Genomic DNA, 13,448 nt, shown 5'->3' with positions numbered 1-13,448 from the left:
ACCGCAATGTCGCCCCGACGCGCGTTCTCGCTGGCTGTCGAACTGCTGGTCGTCGTCCTCGTCATCTCGCTGCTCGCGGGGCAGATGCTCGGGCAGCCGGTGCTCCTGAGTTACGTCGAGACGGGGAGTATGTCGCCGACGATGGAGCCCGGCGACGGCTTCATCGCCGTGCCCTCGGCGCTCACCGGCCCGCCCGAGAGCGGGGACATCGTCGTCTTCCGCGCCGAGCAGATTCAGGGCGGCGGGCTCACGACCCATCGAGTCGTCGGGGAGACTGACGAAGGGTACGTGACACGCGGCGACGCCAACCCGTTTACCGACCAAGATGGGGGCGAACCCCCGGTGAAGGACGCCCAAATCGTCGCCGAGGCGCTCCAAATCGGTGGCACGGCGGTCGTGATTCCGCATCTCGGAACGGCCGTGATGGGGCTCCAGAGCGTCGTCGGTGGCGCTCAGCGATGGCTCGCGACCACGCTCGGCATGCGCTCGCTGCTCGGGTCGCAAGGACTGCTCTATCTGGCATTCGGTCTCTCGGCGGTCGTCTACGTCCTCGACCTCCTGTTTGCGGGCGGGGGGCCGTCCCGCGAGCGGTCGCGAAGCCGGGACGACGGGGTGTCGACCCAACTCATCCTCCTCGGGATGGCGTTGCTCGTCGTCTCGACGGCGACGGCGGCGATGGTCGTCCCCGCGGGCTCCCAGCAGTTCGGCATCGTCAGCGCCGAGTTCGAATCGGACCGCCCGACGACGATACCACAGGGCGAGTCGTCGGACCTCGAGTACACCGTCCCGAACGCCGGCCTCGTCCCCGTTTACGTGTATCTAGAGCCGGGAAGCGATGGTGTCGAAGTCGACCCGGAGCGAGTCTACGTCGGCGGACGAGCGAGTGTCAACGCCACCATGACGCTCCACGCGCCGCCGGAGACGGGGTACTACCGTCGATATCTCGTCGAGCATCGGTATCTGGCAGTCCTGCCCGGTGGCGTCATCGACGCCCTCTATCGACTCCACCCGTGGGCACCGATAGTCGCCATCGACTTCGTCATCGGTGGCACGGTGTATCTCCTCGGGACGGTTCTCGTCGGTACCGGTCGGATTCGGGACCGGTCACACGACCGGCCGTCGAAACTCCGACGGCTGGCGAGTCGGCTGCGCTAATCGCGAAGTTGTCGGATACTCAAGTTTCTTAACCACCCGTCAGAAACGAGGTTTCAATGTCGTCGGGGGGAGACAGAACAGAGGTACGTGTCCGCGCAGCGCTCGACCAGTGGCTCTGGGTCATCGTTCTGTTGGCTGTCGTGTTGGCCGCAGTCGGGGGATTCGCGACCTATACGGCGTATCAGTCGCCGGGAACCACTACCGAACAGCGAGAGGTCGCGCGTTGGCAAGGGAACGGAACCTACACCACGTCGGCCACCGTCACCGAACCGAACCCGCTGTTCGACGTCGATACGGAACTCACCGACCGGCCCGCGTACTTCTTCGCTGCGAGCCCTCGGCTCGACGGCACGTTCGTCTTCGAATATCAGGCGAGCGACGGCGGGTCCGTCGACGTGACCGTCAGCCAGACACTCGTTCTGCGGTCGATTTCCGAAGAAGAGGATTCGACCACCGAGTACTGGCGCATCGAGGAGCCACTGGACACCACGACGGCGAGCGACGTCGGCCCCGGAGAATCGGCGACGGCGACGTTCTCCCGGAACGTGAGTCAGGTCCAGTCCCGGATAGATACAATCGACGAAAGCCTCGGCGGAATGCCCGGGTCGTCCGAAATCGTCGTCCGTAGCGACATCGATGTGGAGGGAGAGATAAACGGCGAGTCGGTCGACCGCAGCGCGACGTACCGGCTCCCAATCGTCGTCGACGGGTCGACCTATCAACCCGGCGCCGTCGAGGGCGAGTCCCTCACCGGGTCGACGACGGAGCAGATTACTCGCGAGCGAGAGTACGGCCCGCTCTATCGACTCGGCGGGCCACTCGCGCTACTCGTGGGGTTGGTCGGCGCAGTCGGCCTCGGCTACGGCCGCTACGACGACCGCTTTACCGTCTCCGAGGCGGACCGAACGATGCTCGAGTTCGAGTCGACCCGTGCGGAGTTCGACGACTGGATAACGACCGCTCGTCTGCCGGACGACGTCCTCGACCGACCCCGAGTCGAAGTCGACTCGCTCGCCGGACTGGTCGACACCGCAATCGACGTGGACGCTCGCGTGTTCGAACACCCCGAGGACGGCGTCTTCTACGTCACTCACGAGGGGCTTCTGTACGTGTTCGAACCGCCGACTGCGGGGCTCGATGCGATGCTCGGTGACGACGAGGGAGAGGTCGACGCGGCCGAGGGCGACGCATCCTGACGACGGGGCGAAAGGGGTTTGGTCCCCACCTCCGTGGTAGGGACCATGTCCGACCTCGGCGATTTCACCGACTTCTCCGCGGACGACGACGCCGACGACGCCGGCGACTCGTCGGCCGACGACTTCGAATCGTACGACGTCTCGCCTTCGGGCTCGGACCGCGGGCTCGGCTCCATCTCCGTCTCACAGGGGCTTCGCGTGGCCGAGGACGGCGACGACACGGCGCTCAAGGCCTTCGTCACCAGCGACAACCGCGAGTCGGTCCGGCTGGGCAAGTACCTCCTCGTCCCCTATCCGGACGAGGAGACGCTGTTCTGTCGCATCACGGCGCTGGAGTACGACCAAGAGTTCGAAGCCGACGACGCGACCGAGATTCACGCCCGGCGGGCGATGCGCCGCGACGGCTTCACCGAGCGCGACTACAAGTTCGTCGCTTCCCTCGACCCGGTGGCGGTGCTGTTCGAGGAGGGGGAGGACGGGGACACCGAACTGAAGCGTCGGATGGTCGACCGCGTGCCGAAACCCGGCGCCGTCGTCGGCGAGGCGACGGACGCCGAGCAAATCAAGACCGGACTCGCCATCCCGTCCGACGGCGTCTTCCTCGGTCACCTCTCGGTCGGGGGCGAGACGGTGCGGACGGCGGCGAGTCCGCCGACAATCGACTACCGGCTGAAAGACGACTACGCCGACGGCGACCCCCTCGTCTTTCGGCACACCCTCGTCGCCGGCGGCACGGGGTCGGGCAAGACACACGCCTCGAAGAACGTCCTCCGCCAGTATCTCGACACGACGTATCCGATGGCCGACGGGCGCGAGGTGTCGACGGCCGTCGTCCAGTTCGACCCGCAGGACGAGTACGCCCAGATGCACGACGACAACCCCTCGATGGACGACGCGACCGCTCGCCGACTCGACCGCGAGGGCGTCGCCCACGGCGGCCACGACGACACCATCGCGTTCGTGCCCGCAATCGGCGACGCGGCCTACGGCGGCGGCTCCCACCGCGCCGAGCAGGTCCCCTTCACCATTCCGTTCAGCATGGTCGAACACCGGCCGTGGCTTGTCGCGGGCGCCCGCCTCAACGACAACCAGTATCAGGCACTCGACTACCTCCTCGGGCGATTCTTCGACGACTACGGCGCCGACGCCACCTACGACCAGTTCACGACGTATCTCGATGACCCCGCGCTCCGCGAGGAACTCGACGAGTCGGGCCGGGTCCACGAGGCGACGTTCGACGCCGTCCGCCGCCGCGCCCTCGGGAGCGCGTTCCGACGCGTCTTCGACCAAGACGCCCGCCCCGTCACGGACCTCGTCCACGAACTCGTCCGACCCGGTGGATTGACCGTCGTCCCGACCTACCACGTCAACGACTCGCGGGCGACGGAACTCGTCGTCTTGGCCGTCGCGAGCCTGCTCGTTGACGAGAAACTGTCGAACGACCCGGCGTACGACCGCATCAAGGAGACGCCGCTCATCGTGGGGATGGACGAGGCCCACAACTTCCTCACCGACGCCGAGAGCGTGCAGGCCCGGAAGGTCATCACGAAGTTCACCGAAGCGGCCAAACAGGGGCGCAAGGAGCGTCTCGGACTCTTCCTCATCACGCAGGACCCGCAGGACGTCGCGGATTCGGTGTTCAAACAGGTGAACACGAAACTCGTTCTCAACCTCGGCGACGAAGACGCCATCAAGAGCGTCAACATCCCCCCGACGCTGGAGGACAAGGTGCCCTACATGGAGAAAGGGCAGATGGTGGTCTACTCGCCGGACAACTCCGAGCCGGTAGAGTTGACGGGGCTGTCGACCTGCGTGACGCGACACGGCGACTGACGCCCGGAACCGCTGGGTTCATGGCCGCGCTCGCGTACGCGAAAGCATGGCCTTGGAATCCGAGCGGCGAGCGTTTCTCGACCGCCTGCTGGAGACGCCGAGTCCGTCTGGCTTCGAGACTCGGGGACAGCGCGTCTGGATAGATTACGTCTCGGAGTTCGCGGACGACGTCTGGACCGACGACTACGGCAACGCCGTCGCCGTCCACGAGGGCGAGGCAGACACCGAGATTGCACTCACCGGCCACGCCGACGAAATCGGCTACATCGTCCGCCGAATCGACGATAACGGCTTCGTCCGCATCGGCTCCATCGGCGGCGCCGACCGCACCGTCTCGAAGGGGCAACACGTCACGATTCACGCCGACGAACCGGTGTCGGGCGTCGTCGGGCAGACGGCGATTCACCTGCGCAAGGGTGAGGAAGAGAGCTACGACGACATCGAGGAGCAGTACGTCGACGTGGGCGCGACCGACGGCGACGAGGCCGAGTCGCTGGTGTCGGTCGGCGACCCCGTCACCGTCTCGACCACCGTCGAGGACCTGCACGGCTCCCACGTCTCGGCGCGCGCACTCGACAACCGCGTCGGGACGTGGGCCGTCGCGGAGGGTCTGCGCCGCGCCGTCGAGACGGACGTCTCGGCGACGGTGTACGCCGTCTCGACGATTCAGGAGGAGGTCGGCCTGCAGGGCGCGAAGATGGTCGGGTTCGACCTCGACCCGGACGCCGTCGTCGCGGTGGACGTGACACACGCGACGGACTCGCCGGGGATTCCGGAGAAGGCACAGGGGCCGGTCGAACTCGGTGGGGGGCCGGTCGTGACGCGCGGGAGCGTCAACCACCCGCTCGTGGTCGAACTAGCACGTGACGCGGCCGACGACGCCGATATCGACGTGCAGACGCAGGCGGCGGGGAGTCGGACGGGCACCGACGCCGACGCCTTCTACACGTCACGGGGCGGGACGCCGTCGCTGAATCTCGGCCTCCCGAACCGCTATATGCATACGCCGGTGGAAGTCGTCGACACCGACGACTTGGACGCCGTGGCGACGCTTCTCGGGGCGATGGCCGAGCGCGCCGGCGACGTGGAGTCGTTCGCCGTCGACGTGTGAGGGGTCTGTGACCGGGAGTCACACCCGTACGTCGAAAGAAAACCGTTAAAAGTCGCCCGCGGGTTTGATGCGATATGGCTGGAACTATCGAAGTGCTCGTTCCCGGCGGCGAGGCCACGCCTGGCCCGCCGCTCGGGCCGGAACTCGGTCCGACGCCCGTGGACGTGCAGGCCGTCGTACAGCAGATTAACGACGAAACCGAAGCGTTCGACGGGATGGAAGTTCCCATCACCGTCGAATACGAGGACGACGGCTCGTTCACCATCGAAGTGGGGGTTCCGCCGACGGCGGAACTCATCAAGGACGAAGCCGGCTTCGAGACGGGCAGCGGCGAACCCCAAGAGAACTTCGTCGCCGACCTCTCCGTCGAACAGGTCCAGAAGATTGCCGAGCAGAAGCAGTCCGACCTGCTCGCGTACGACCTGAAAAACGCCGCGAAGGAAGTCGTCGGCACCTGCGTCTCGCTCGGCGTCACTATCGAGGGCAACGACCCCCGAGAGTTCAAAGAGCGCATCGACGAGGGCGAGTACGACGACCGGTTCGCGGACGAGGCCGCCGCGTAACGCCGACCGCGGGTTTCTTTTCCACGTCCCGATAATCGTCTCGGGATGACTGATTCGCTCGTCGTCCCCGAGGACACCATCCGAACGACCGTCGGCGACATCGCCATGCCGCGCATGGGCGTCGTCGAACAGGTCTGGGACACCGACCCGATTCCGACCGAGGAGATAGAGTCCCGAGCGTCCGACGCCGCCTACGACCTCGACTTCGAGGGCGTGCCCGAGGGTGGCGAAGTGGCCATCGGCGCCGGCAGTCGCGGCATCGCCAACCTCGCCGCCATCGTCCGCGGCGTCGTCGGTGGCGTCCGCGAACGGGGGTACGAACCCTTCGTCTTCCCGGCGATGGGGAGTCACGGCGGGGCGACCGCCGAGGGCCAGCGAGACAAACTCGCCACCCTCGGCGTCACCGAGGAGTCGATTGGCTGCGAGATTCGCGCGACGATGGACGTCGAGACGGTGGGCGAGACGCCCGAACGCGGCGTGCCGGTGTACGCCGACGCCAACGCCGTTGCCGCTGACAGCATCGTGATGGTCAACCGAATCAAGCCCCACACCGACTTCGGCGGCGAGGTGGAGAGCGGCCTCTCGAAGATGCTCGTCATCGGCATGGGGAAACAACGCGGGGCGAAGATGGCCCACGACTGGGCGGTCGACTGGAGCCTCCGCAACATGCTCCCCGAAATCGCGAGCCTGTTGCTCGACTCCCTACCCGTCGCCGGCGGCGTCGCCATCGTCGAGGACGAACACGACGACACGACGCTCATCGAGGGCGTCCCCGCCTCTGGTTTCCTGAAACGGGAGCGCGAACTCCTCGAAATGGCTCACGACCGAATGCCCAAACTCCCCTACGACGACTTGGACGTCCTCGTGGTCGACCGCATCGGTAAGGACGTGAGCGGGCAGGGCATGGACACCAACGTCACCGGGCGGCGACACTTCACGATAAACGAACCCGAACCCGAGTCGCCGACGGTCAAGCGCATCTACCTCCGGGGCCTGACCGAGAAGTCGAAGGGGAACGCGATGGGGATGGGACAGGCCGACTTCGCCCATCAAGAGGTGAAGGCGACCCTCGACTGGTCGAAGTCGCTCATCAATGCCATCACCGCCAGCACCGTCCGCGGGGTGCGGCTCCCGCCGGTGGTCGAGAACGACCGCGCGGGCCTGTTCGGGGCGCTCGGCACCATCGGCCCCGTTTCGGGCGACGAGGCGCGAGTCCTCCGCGTCACCGACACGATGCGGTTAGAGCGGTGTTACGCCTCCGAGCCGCTGGTCGAGGCGGCGCGCGAGCGCGACGACCTGCGCGTAATTAGCGAACCCGAACCGGTCGCGTTCGACGACTCGGGCGATTTCGCGGCGCCGTCGCCCGATAGCGGCGGCCACGACTGACGGGTTAGAACGCGCGGTAGTACTGGGGCGGAATCTCGACGTCGTCGAGGCGGTCGAGTTCCTGTGCCGCGTGGAGGGCGAAGTAGGGGTCGCGGAGGTGTTCGCGGCCGACGATGGCGAGGTCACCGCGCCCGTTACGGACGAGGGCGTCGGCCTGTTCGGGCGTGGTGATGCCGCCGACGGCGCCGACGGCGATATCGCTCTCCGACTCCTGTTTGATGCGGCGGGCGTAGCGCTCCTGATAGCCGGGGCCGGTCGACGGAATCTGCTGGTCGGGGTGGATGCCGCCCGCGCTCACGTCGATGAGGTCGACGCCGAGTTCGGCGAGGTCGTCGGCCAGTCGAATGGAGTTGCCGACGTCCCACGACTCGCGATCGGGCAGCCAGTCGGTCGCCGAAATCCGGACGAACACCGGGTCGTCCGCGGGCCACACCTCGCGGACGGCGGTCGTGATTTCGCGGAGGAGCCGGGTCCGGTCGCGGAACCCGCCGCCGTACTCGTCGTCCCGTTGATTGGTGATCGGCGAGAGGAACTCGTGAATCAGGTAGCCGTGGGCGGCGTGAATTTCGGCGACGCGGAAGCCCGCCTCGTGGGCGCGTTCGGCGGCGGCCCGGAAGGATTCTATCAGGTCGTCGATGTCGTCGGTCGTCATCGCTCGGGTCGGAACCGTCTCCGACTCGTAGGGCCACGGGTCGTCGCTGGGCGCGACCGTCTCCCAACCGTCGTCGTCGGTGAGTGGGTCGCTTCCCTCCCACGGGCGGGTCTTGGACGCCTTTCGGCCGGCGTGGGCGAGTTGGATGCCGGGCACGCTCCCGTGGTCGCGAATCGAGGCGGTGATGTCGGCGAGGGCGTCGACGTGGTCGTCGCTCCAGATGCCGAGGTCGTGGGGCGTGATGCGGCCGCGCGCTTCGACGGCGGTGGCTTCGGACATGACGAGACCGGCGCCGCCGACGGCGCGACTGGCGAGATGGGTGTGATGCCAATCGGTGGCGAGGCCGTCACGGCCCTCGCAGGAGTACTGGCACATGGGCGACACCATCACGCGATTCGGTATCTCGGTGCCACGCAGTTCGAGCGGTGTAAACAGGTCGGCTGACACGGGTCGACGTTGTGGCGCGGCGGCGATACACCTGCCGGAACCGGCGAAGGTGTGGCCTACTTCTCGGCGGGGACGCCCCGCGTCGCCGTCGCCTTGAACGAGGCGACGACCGGCGTGCCGGGGGCCAGATTCAGGGTTTCGACGCTCGCGTCCGTAACGAGCGCCGAGAGCGTCACGCTCCCGACGTCGACGTCGACGAGTGCGACGGCTTCGCCGGCGTCGACGGCCCGGACCGTTCCCTCCAGTCGGTTGCGGGCACTCGTCCGGTCAGACCCGGCCGCGTCCGACGTCGACTGGAGCGTCACGGCGTCGGCCCGGATCGTGAGTCGAACCTCGTCGGTCCCGCTGTCGTCGGGGACGAGCGCTCGAAGGGTGCCCGCCGTCGTCTCCACCGTCGCGAGTTCGCCCTCGCGGTCGACGACTACCCCGTCCAGAACCGTCTCCGCCGTCTCGGCGACGCCGCTGAACTCCGCGCGCAGGCGGTCGTATCGCGCGAGAAGGGTGCGAGCGTCGTCGGTGAGGCGACTCCCGCCCCCGCCCGACCCGCCGCGCTCGCGGGTCACGAGCGAGCCGAAGGTCTCCTCCAGCGTCACGATGCGCTGTTGGGCCCGCGAGTACGACCGCTCCAGCGCTGTCGCTGCGGCGTTAATCGACCCGTGGTCGTCGATGGCCCGCAGCAACGCCACGTCGCGCGCGCTGAGCGTCACGTCGCCCTGACCGATTCGAGCGTCGAACTCGGTCGAAAACTCCATGGGAAAGCTACAGGTCGCGCAAGCAAAGGTCTTGCTACCGGTTACGTTAGACTGAAAATGAAATTGTTAGAGGTTACTAAGGGCTCCCTAAATCGACTTATCGAAACTTATTTTATCGGTATCTCGCATGGTTATTTCCATGACGATACAACGTCGTCAGTTTATCGCAGCGCTCGGTGGCGGAGTCGTCGCTGGTATGGCCGGTTGTTCCGGCACCGGCGGTCAGAGTGAAGGCGGCGCCGGTGTCGCCGGCGAGACACTCACGCTCACCACGACGACGAGTACCTACGACACGGGGCTTCTCGACGCCATCCACGGCGACTTCGAGGAGATGTACGGTGTGACTGTCGACGCCGTCGCACAGGGGACGGGCGCGGCGCTCGAATCTGCTCGGAACGGCGACTCCGACGTGGTGATGGTCCACGCCCGAGGGCTCGAAGACGAGTTCATGCGCAACGGGTACGGCGTCAACCGCCGCGACCTGATGTTCAACGACTTCGTCATCGTCGGTCCCGAGTCCGACCCGGCCGGGATTCAGGGTATGAGTTCGGCGACGGAGGCGCTCAACGCCATCGCCGAGTCGGAGTCGGCGTTCGTCTCCCGCGGTGACAACTCCGGGACCCACACGAAGGAACTGAACCTCTGGGAGGCCGCGGGCACCGACCCCGGCGGCGACTGGTATCAGGAGACCGGGAGCGGCATGGGCGAGGCGCTCAACGTCGCCAACCAGCAGGGTGCCTACACGCTCTCGGACCGCGGGACCTTCATCTCTCAGCGCTCGGAAATCGACCTCGTGATTCTGGTCCAAGGCCCCATCGAGGGCGGGCCGGAGATTCTCTCCAACCCGTACGGCATCATGGCGGTGAACCCGGCGGTTCACTCCGACACCAACTACGACCTCGCCATGGCCTACATCGGCTGGATTACGAGTCCCGACGCACAGGACAGCATCTCGAACTACACCATGAACGGCGAGCAGCTGTTCTTCCCCGAAGCGCTCTCGGAGGACCCCGACTTCCAGCAGTACGTTCCGGAAGGCTGGAGTAGCAACTCCACAAGCCAGTAAGCGTGCTACTCGAACCGGTCGCACAACTGCTCCCCGCGTTCGTCGAGTTCCCCTTCAGAGAGGGGTACGTCCGGAGTATCATCTACGTCTCGCTGTACGTGAGTCTCATCGCGGTGGGGCTGAGTACGCTGTTCAGTCTCCCAATCGCGATGCTGATGGGCTTTACCGACTTCCGGGGCAAACAGCTCGTGAAGTCAATCATCAACACCGGCATGGGCTTTCCGAGCGTCGTCGTCGGGCTCATGGTCCTCTTTATCGTCTCGAATCAGGGACCGCTCGGTGACTTGGAACTCATCTTCACCAAAGAGGCGATGATTATGTCGCAGTTCGTGCTCGCGACGCCGCCGATTACGGCAATCAGCCTCGCGGCCATCGCCGGCGTCGACACGAACGTCCGGGACGCGGCCCACGCGCTCGGCGGGACGCGACTCGACGTGGCGCTGGTCATCATCAAGGAGGCCCGCTACGGCATCGCGACGGCAGTTCTCGCCGGCTTCGGCCGCGCCATCAGCGAGGTTGGGTCGGTGCTCATCGTCGGTGGCAACATCACCGGCTCGGACGGCATCTCGAAGACGCGGACGCTGACGACGGCCATACAACTCGAAGCGCGACAAGGGCAGTACGATACGGCCATGGTGCTCGGCGTCGTCTTGCTCGCTATCGTGCTGACGGTCAACGCTATCGTCGTTCGTCTCGGCGACGAGGGGGCGATGCGCTGATGGTCCAACTGTCGCACGTCACCCACGCGTACGACGGCGAGACGGTCGTCGAGGACCTCTCGCTCTCTATCGACCCCGGCGAGGTGGTGGCCATCATCGGCCCCTCGGGGGTCGGCAAAACCACCATTCTGCGCATCCTCGCGCTCTTTCTCGAACCGACCGAGGGTGAGGTCAGAATCGACGGGAAGCCAATCTGGTCGCTGGACGAGGACGAACGCCTGCGGCTTCGCCGCCGAATCGGGATGGTGTTTCAGGAGGCGAGCCTGTTCGACGCCACCGTCGCCCGGAACGTCGAGTACGGCCTGCGGGTTCGACAGTCGTGGCGCGACCGGCTCCGCGACGAACTCTGGTCGATTGCGGGGTCGAACGGCACGCCCGAGGCCGTCACCGAAGCGCTCGACCTCGTCGGCTTGACCGAGAAGGTGAATCAGGAGGCGCGCTCGCTCTCCGGCGGTGAGGCCCAACGCGTCTCGTTCGCGCGGGCGCTCGCCTACGAGCCGCGATATCTCCTCCTCGACGAGCCGACGTCCGACCTCGACCCGCGGAACACGGACCTCATCGAGGAGGCGATACTCGAGGCTCGGGACCGCGGTATCGGCATCGGAATCGCAACCCACGACATGCATCAGGCCGAGCGCATCGCCGACCGAGTCGCCGTCGTTCTCGGCAACGGCATCGCGGAGTTCGGCCCGGCCGAACAGGTGTTCGAGAACCCGAGCGACGAGCGGACCGCGAAGTTCGTCTCCGGCGAACTCGTGTACTGACTGTCGGCGCTTCGACGGGTTTAAGTCCGACTTCCACCTCGTTCCGATGAGACAGGCCACCGCCTGTTTCACTGACCCGTAGGAGCACTACGCGTACTACGGAGGTGAAAGATGGCAGATACAATAGAGGAAGCAGTCAATCACGCCCTCGACGAGGCCCCGCCGCGGAACTTCCGCGAGACGGTCGACCTCGCCGTGAATCTGCGTGATCTAGATCTCAACGACCCGTCGAATCGTGTCGACGAGAGTGTCGTCCTGCCGGCCGGAACCGGTCAGGAGACACAAATCGTCGTCTTTGCTACCGGTGAGACCGCACTTCGTGCGGAAGACGTCGCGGACGACGTCCTCGACCCCGACGAACTCGAAGAACTCGGGGACGACGACGACGCCGCGAAGGACCTCGCCGACGAAACGGACTTCTTCGTCGCGGAAGCGTCGATGATGCAGGATATCGGTCGCTATCTCGGGACCGTCCTCGGGCCGCGCGGTAAGATGCCGACGCCGCTCCAGCCCGACGACGACGTCGTCGAGACGGTGAGCCGAATGAAAAACACCGTCCAGCTCCGAAGCCGTGACCGACGCACGTTCCACACGCGCGTCGGCGCAGAGGACATGGACGCCGAGGAAATCGCCGACAACATCGACGTGATTGTCCGTCGACTCGAAGCCGCTCTGGAAAAGGGGCCGCTCAACATCGACGCGATTTACGTCAAAACGACCATGGGTCCGTCCGTGGAGGTGCCCGCATGAGCGAGAGCGAGGCCGTCCGCAAGACGGAGACGATTCCCCAGTGGAAACAGGAGGAGGTCGACGAACTCGTCGACTTCATCCGGTCTTACAGCAGCGTCGGCATCGTCGGCGTCGCCGGCATTCCGAGCCGCCAGCTCCAGAACATGCGCCGTGACCTCCACGGCAGCGCCGAAGTGCGGATGAGCCGCAACACGCTCGTCCGCCGAGCGCTCGAGGAGGTCGACGAGGGCCACGAACAGCTCTCGGAGTTCGTCAACGGGCAGGTGGCGCTTATCGGAACCGACGACAATCCGTTCGGTCTGTTCCAGCAGCTCGAAGCCTCGAAGACGCCCGCTCCCATCAACGCGGGCGAAATCGCGCCCAACGACATCGTGATTCCGGAGGGCGACACCGGCGTCGACCCCGGTCCGTTCGTGGGCGAACTCCAGCAGGTGGGCGCGGAAGCCCGCATCATGGACGGCTCGATTCAGGTCACCGCCGATTCGACCGTACTCGAAGCCGGTGGCGAGGTCAGCGACGAACTCGCCAACGTCCTCGGCGAACTCGGCATCGAGCCGAAGGAAGTCGGCCTCGACCTGCGCTCGGTGTACTCCGAGGGCGTCCTGTTCGCCCCCGAGGAACTCGCCATCGACGTGGACGAGTACCGCGCCGACGTCGAGTCCGCGGCGGCCGCCGCTCGGAACCTCTCGGTCAACGCATCGTACCCCACCGCTCGGACGGCGGGGACGCTGCTGGCCAAGGCAGCCGGGCAGGCCAAGGCAGTCGGTCTCTTTGCCGCCATCGAGGACCCCGAGCTGATGCCGGACCTCGTGGCGCAGGCCGACGGACAGGTTCGCGCGCTCGCGGCCCAAATCGACGACGACGAGGCGCTTCCTGAGGAACTGCGCGGCGTCGAAGCGCCCGCAGCCACCGAGGAAGCAGAGACTGAAGAATCGAGCGACGAAGCAGAGACGACGGACGACACCGAGACGGACGCCGATACCGACACCGACGACGATGAGGACGACGGTGACGCCGGCGAAGGCCTCGGTGCAATGTTCGACTAACAACGGAG

Annotated in this window: 13 protein-coding genes; 11 read left to right on the top strand and 2 right to left on the bottom strand. The window is 66.2% G+C overall.

The genetic code is table 11. The features are described 5' to 3' along the window. Positions 1 to 6 precede the first annotated feature (6 nt). The 6 genes from ACQUSQ_RS02950 (at position 7) to ACQUSQ_RS02925 (ending at position 7,244) form a co-directional block, all read left to right on the top strand. Positions 7 to 1,155, top strand: coding sequence for a signal peptidase I (locus tag ACQUSQ_RS02950; RefSeq protein ID WP_435067263.1), 1,149 nt, complete (start codon positions 7 to 9; stop codon positions 1,153 to 1,155). A 56-nt stretch (positions 1,156 to 1,211) separates the two neighbouring features. Next, positions 1,212 to 2,351 (top strand): DUF5305 domain-containing protein, encoded by a 1,140-nt coding sequence (locus ACQUSQ_RS02945; RefSeq protein ID WP_435067008.1) that lies wholly within the window; start codon positions 1,212 to 1,214, stop codon positions 2,349 to 2,351. A gap of 45 nt (positions 2,352 to 2,396) precedes the next feature. Next, the gene (locus tag ACQUSQ_RS02940; protein ID WP_435067007.1) at positions 2,397 to 4,184 is read left to right on the top strand and encodes an ATP-binding protein; all 1,788 of its coding nucleotides are present in this window, start codon (positions 2,397 to 2,399) and stop codon (positions 4,182 to 4,184) included. Positions 4,185 to 4,236: 52 nt separating this feature from the next. Next, the gene (locus ACQUSQ_RS02935) at positions 4,237 to 5,295 is read left to right on the top strand and encodes a M20/M25/M40 family metallo-hydrolase (protein WP_435067262.1); all 1,059 of its coding nucleotides are present in this window, start codon (positions 4,237 to 4,239) and stop codon (positions 5,293 to 5,295) included. A 74-nt stretch (positions 5,296 to 5,369) separates the two neighbouring features. Then, complete coding sequence (locus ACQUSQ_RS02930) at positions 5,370 to 5,858, top strand: 50S ribosomal protein L11 (RefSeq protein WP_435067006.1); 489 nt, start codon at positions 5,370 to 5,372, stop codon at positions 5,856 to 5,858. A gap of 45 nt (positions 5,859 to 5,903) precedes the next feature. Further along, complete coding sequence (locus ACQUSQ_RS02925) at positions 5,904 to 7,244, top strand: DUF362 domain-containing protein (RefSeq protein ID WP_435067005.1); 1,341 nt, start codon at positions 5,904 to 5,906, stop codon at positions 7,242 to 7,244. A gap of 4 nt (positions 7,245 to 7,248) precedes the next feature. Here the strand turns inward: ACQUSQ_RS02925 and ACQUSQ_RS02920 are convergent, their stop codons facing one another. Both ACQUSQ_RS02920 and ACQUSQ_RS02915 read right to left on the bottom strand, forming a co-directional pair. After that, positions 7,249 to 8,283 carry an NADH:flavin oxidoreductase/NADH oxidase gene (locus ACQUSQ_RS02920; protein WP_435067261.1) on the bottom strand — a complete coding sequence of 345 codons (1,035 nt, stop codon included), beginning with the start codon at positions 8,281 to 8,283 and terminating at the stop codon, positions 7,249 to 7,251. A gap of 116 nt (positions 8,284 to 8,399) precedes the next feature. Further along, the gene (locus tag ACQUSQ_RS02915) at positions 8,400 to 9,095 is read right to left on the bottom strand and encodes a TOBE domain-containing protein (RefSeq protein WP_435067004.1); all 696 of its coding nucleotides are present in this window, start codon (positions 9,093 to 9,095) and stop codon (positions 8,400 to 8,402) included. Positions 9,096 to 9,234: 139 nt separating this feature from the next. On the opposite strand from ACQUSQ_RS02915, the gene ACQUSQ_RS02910 reads away from it, so the two are divergent. From ACQUSQ_RS02910 to ACQUSQ_RS02890, 5 genes are all read left to right on the top strand, one after another. Next, entirely contained in the window at positions 9,235 to 10,161 is a 927-nt protein-coding gene (locus ACQUSQ_RS02910; RefSeq protein WP_435067003.1) for a substrate-binding domain-containing protein, read from the top strand. A gap of 2 nt (positions 10,162 to 10,163) precedes the next feature. Next, positions 10,164 to 10,880: an ABC transporter permease gene (locus ACQUSQ_RS02905; RefSeq protein ID WP_435067002.1), complete on the top strand. Its 717-nt coding sequence runs from the start codon at positions 10,164 to 10,166 to the stop codon at positions 10,878 to 10,880. Next, positions 10,880 to 11,644 carry an ABC transporter ATP-binding protein gene (locus tag ACQUSQ_RS02900; protein ID WP_435067001.1) on the top strand — a complete coding sequence of 255 codons (765 nt, stop codon included), beginning with the start codon at positions 10,880 to 10,882 and terminating at the stop codon, positions 11,642 to 11,644. Before ACQUSQ_RS02905 ends, ACQUSQ_RS02900 begins: the two co-directional genes overlap by 1 nt. A gap of 111 nt (positions 11,645 to 11,755) precedes the next feature. After that, entirely contained in the window at positions 11,756 to 12,394 is a 639-nt protein-coding gene (locus tag ACQUSQ_RS02895) for a 50S ribosomal protein L1 (protein ID WP_435067000.1), read from the top strand. Continuing rightward, positions 12,391 to 13,440: a 50S ribosomal protein L10 gene (locus tag ACQUSQ_RS02890; RefSeq protein WP_435066999.1), complete on the top strand. Its 1,050-nt coding sequence runs from the start codon at positions 12,391 to 12,393 to the stop codon at positions 13,438 to 13,440. The genes ACQUSQ_RS02895 and ACQUSQ_RS02890 overlap by 4 nt, the downstream gene beginning before the upstream one ends. Positions 13,441 to 13,448 lie beyond the last annotated feature (8 nt).

Origin of the sequence: Haloplanus sp. C73, from assembly GCF_051195115.1 — an archaeon.
Taxonomy (GTDB): domain Archaea; phylum Halobacteriota; class Halobacteria; order Halobacteriales; family Haloferacaceae; genus Haloplanus.
This window is presented reverse-complemented; position numbering and strand designations above follow the sequence as displayed.

Bases quoted from the DNA above. Each gene is read 5' to 3' on its own strand.
- ACQUSQ_RS02950 (WP_435067263.1), top strand. From the start codon at position 7: ATGTCGCCCCGACGCGCGTTCTCGCTGGCTGTCGAACTGCTGGTCGTC.
- ACQUSQ_RS02945 (WP_435067008.1), top strand. From the start codon at position 1,212: ATGTCGTCGGGGGGAGACAGAACAGAGGTACGTGTCCGCGCAGCGCTC.
- ACQUSQ_RS02940 (WP_435067007.1), top strand. From the start codon at position 2,397: ATGTCCGACCTCGGCGATTTCACCGACTTCTCCGCGGACGACGACGCC.
- ACQUSQ_RS02930 (WP_435067006.1), top strand. From the start codon at position 5,370: ATGGCTGGAACTATCGAAGTGCTCGTTCCCGGCGGCGAGGCCACGCCT.
- ACQUSQ_RS02925 (WP_435067005.1), top strand. From the start codon at position 5,904: ATGACTGATTCGCTCGTCGTCCCCGAGGACACCATCCGAACGACCGTC.
- ACQUSQ_RS02920 (WP_435067261.1), bottom strand. From the start codon at position 8,283: ATGGTGTCGCCCATGTGCCAGTACTCCTGCGAGGGCCGTGACGGCCTC.
- ACQUSQ_RS02915 (WP_435067004.1), bottom strand. From the start codon at position 9,095: ATGGAGTTTTCGACCGAGTTCGACGCTCGAATCGGTCAGGGCGACGTG.
- ACQUSQ_RS02910 (WP_435067003.1), top strand. From the start codon at position 9,235: ATGACGATACAACGTCGTCAGTTTATCGCAGCGCTCGGTGGCGGAGTC.
- ACQUSQ_RS02900 (WP_435067001.1), top strand. From the start codon at position 10,880: ATGGTCCAACTGTCGCACGTCACCCACGCGTACGACGGCGAGACGGTC.
- ACQUSQ_RS02895 (WP_435067000.1), top strand. From the start codon at position 11,756: ATGGCAGATACAATAGAGGAAGCAGTCAATCACGCCCTCGACGAGGCC.
- ACQUSQ_RS02890 (WP_435066999.1), top strand. From the start codon at position 12,391: ATGAGCGAGAGCGAGGCCGTCCGCAAGACGGAGACGATTCCCCAGTGG.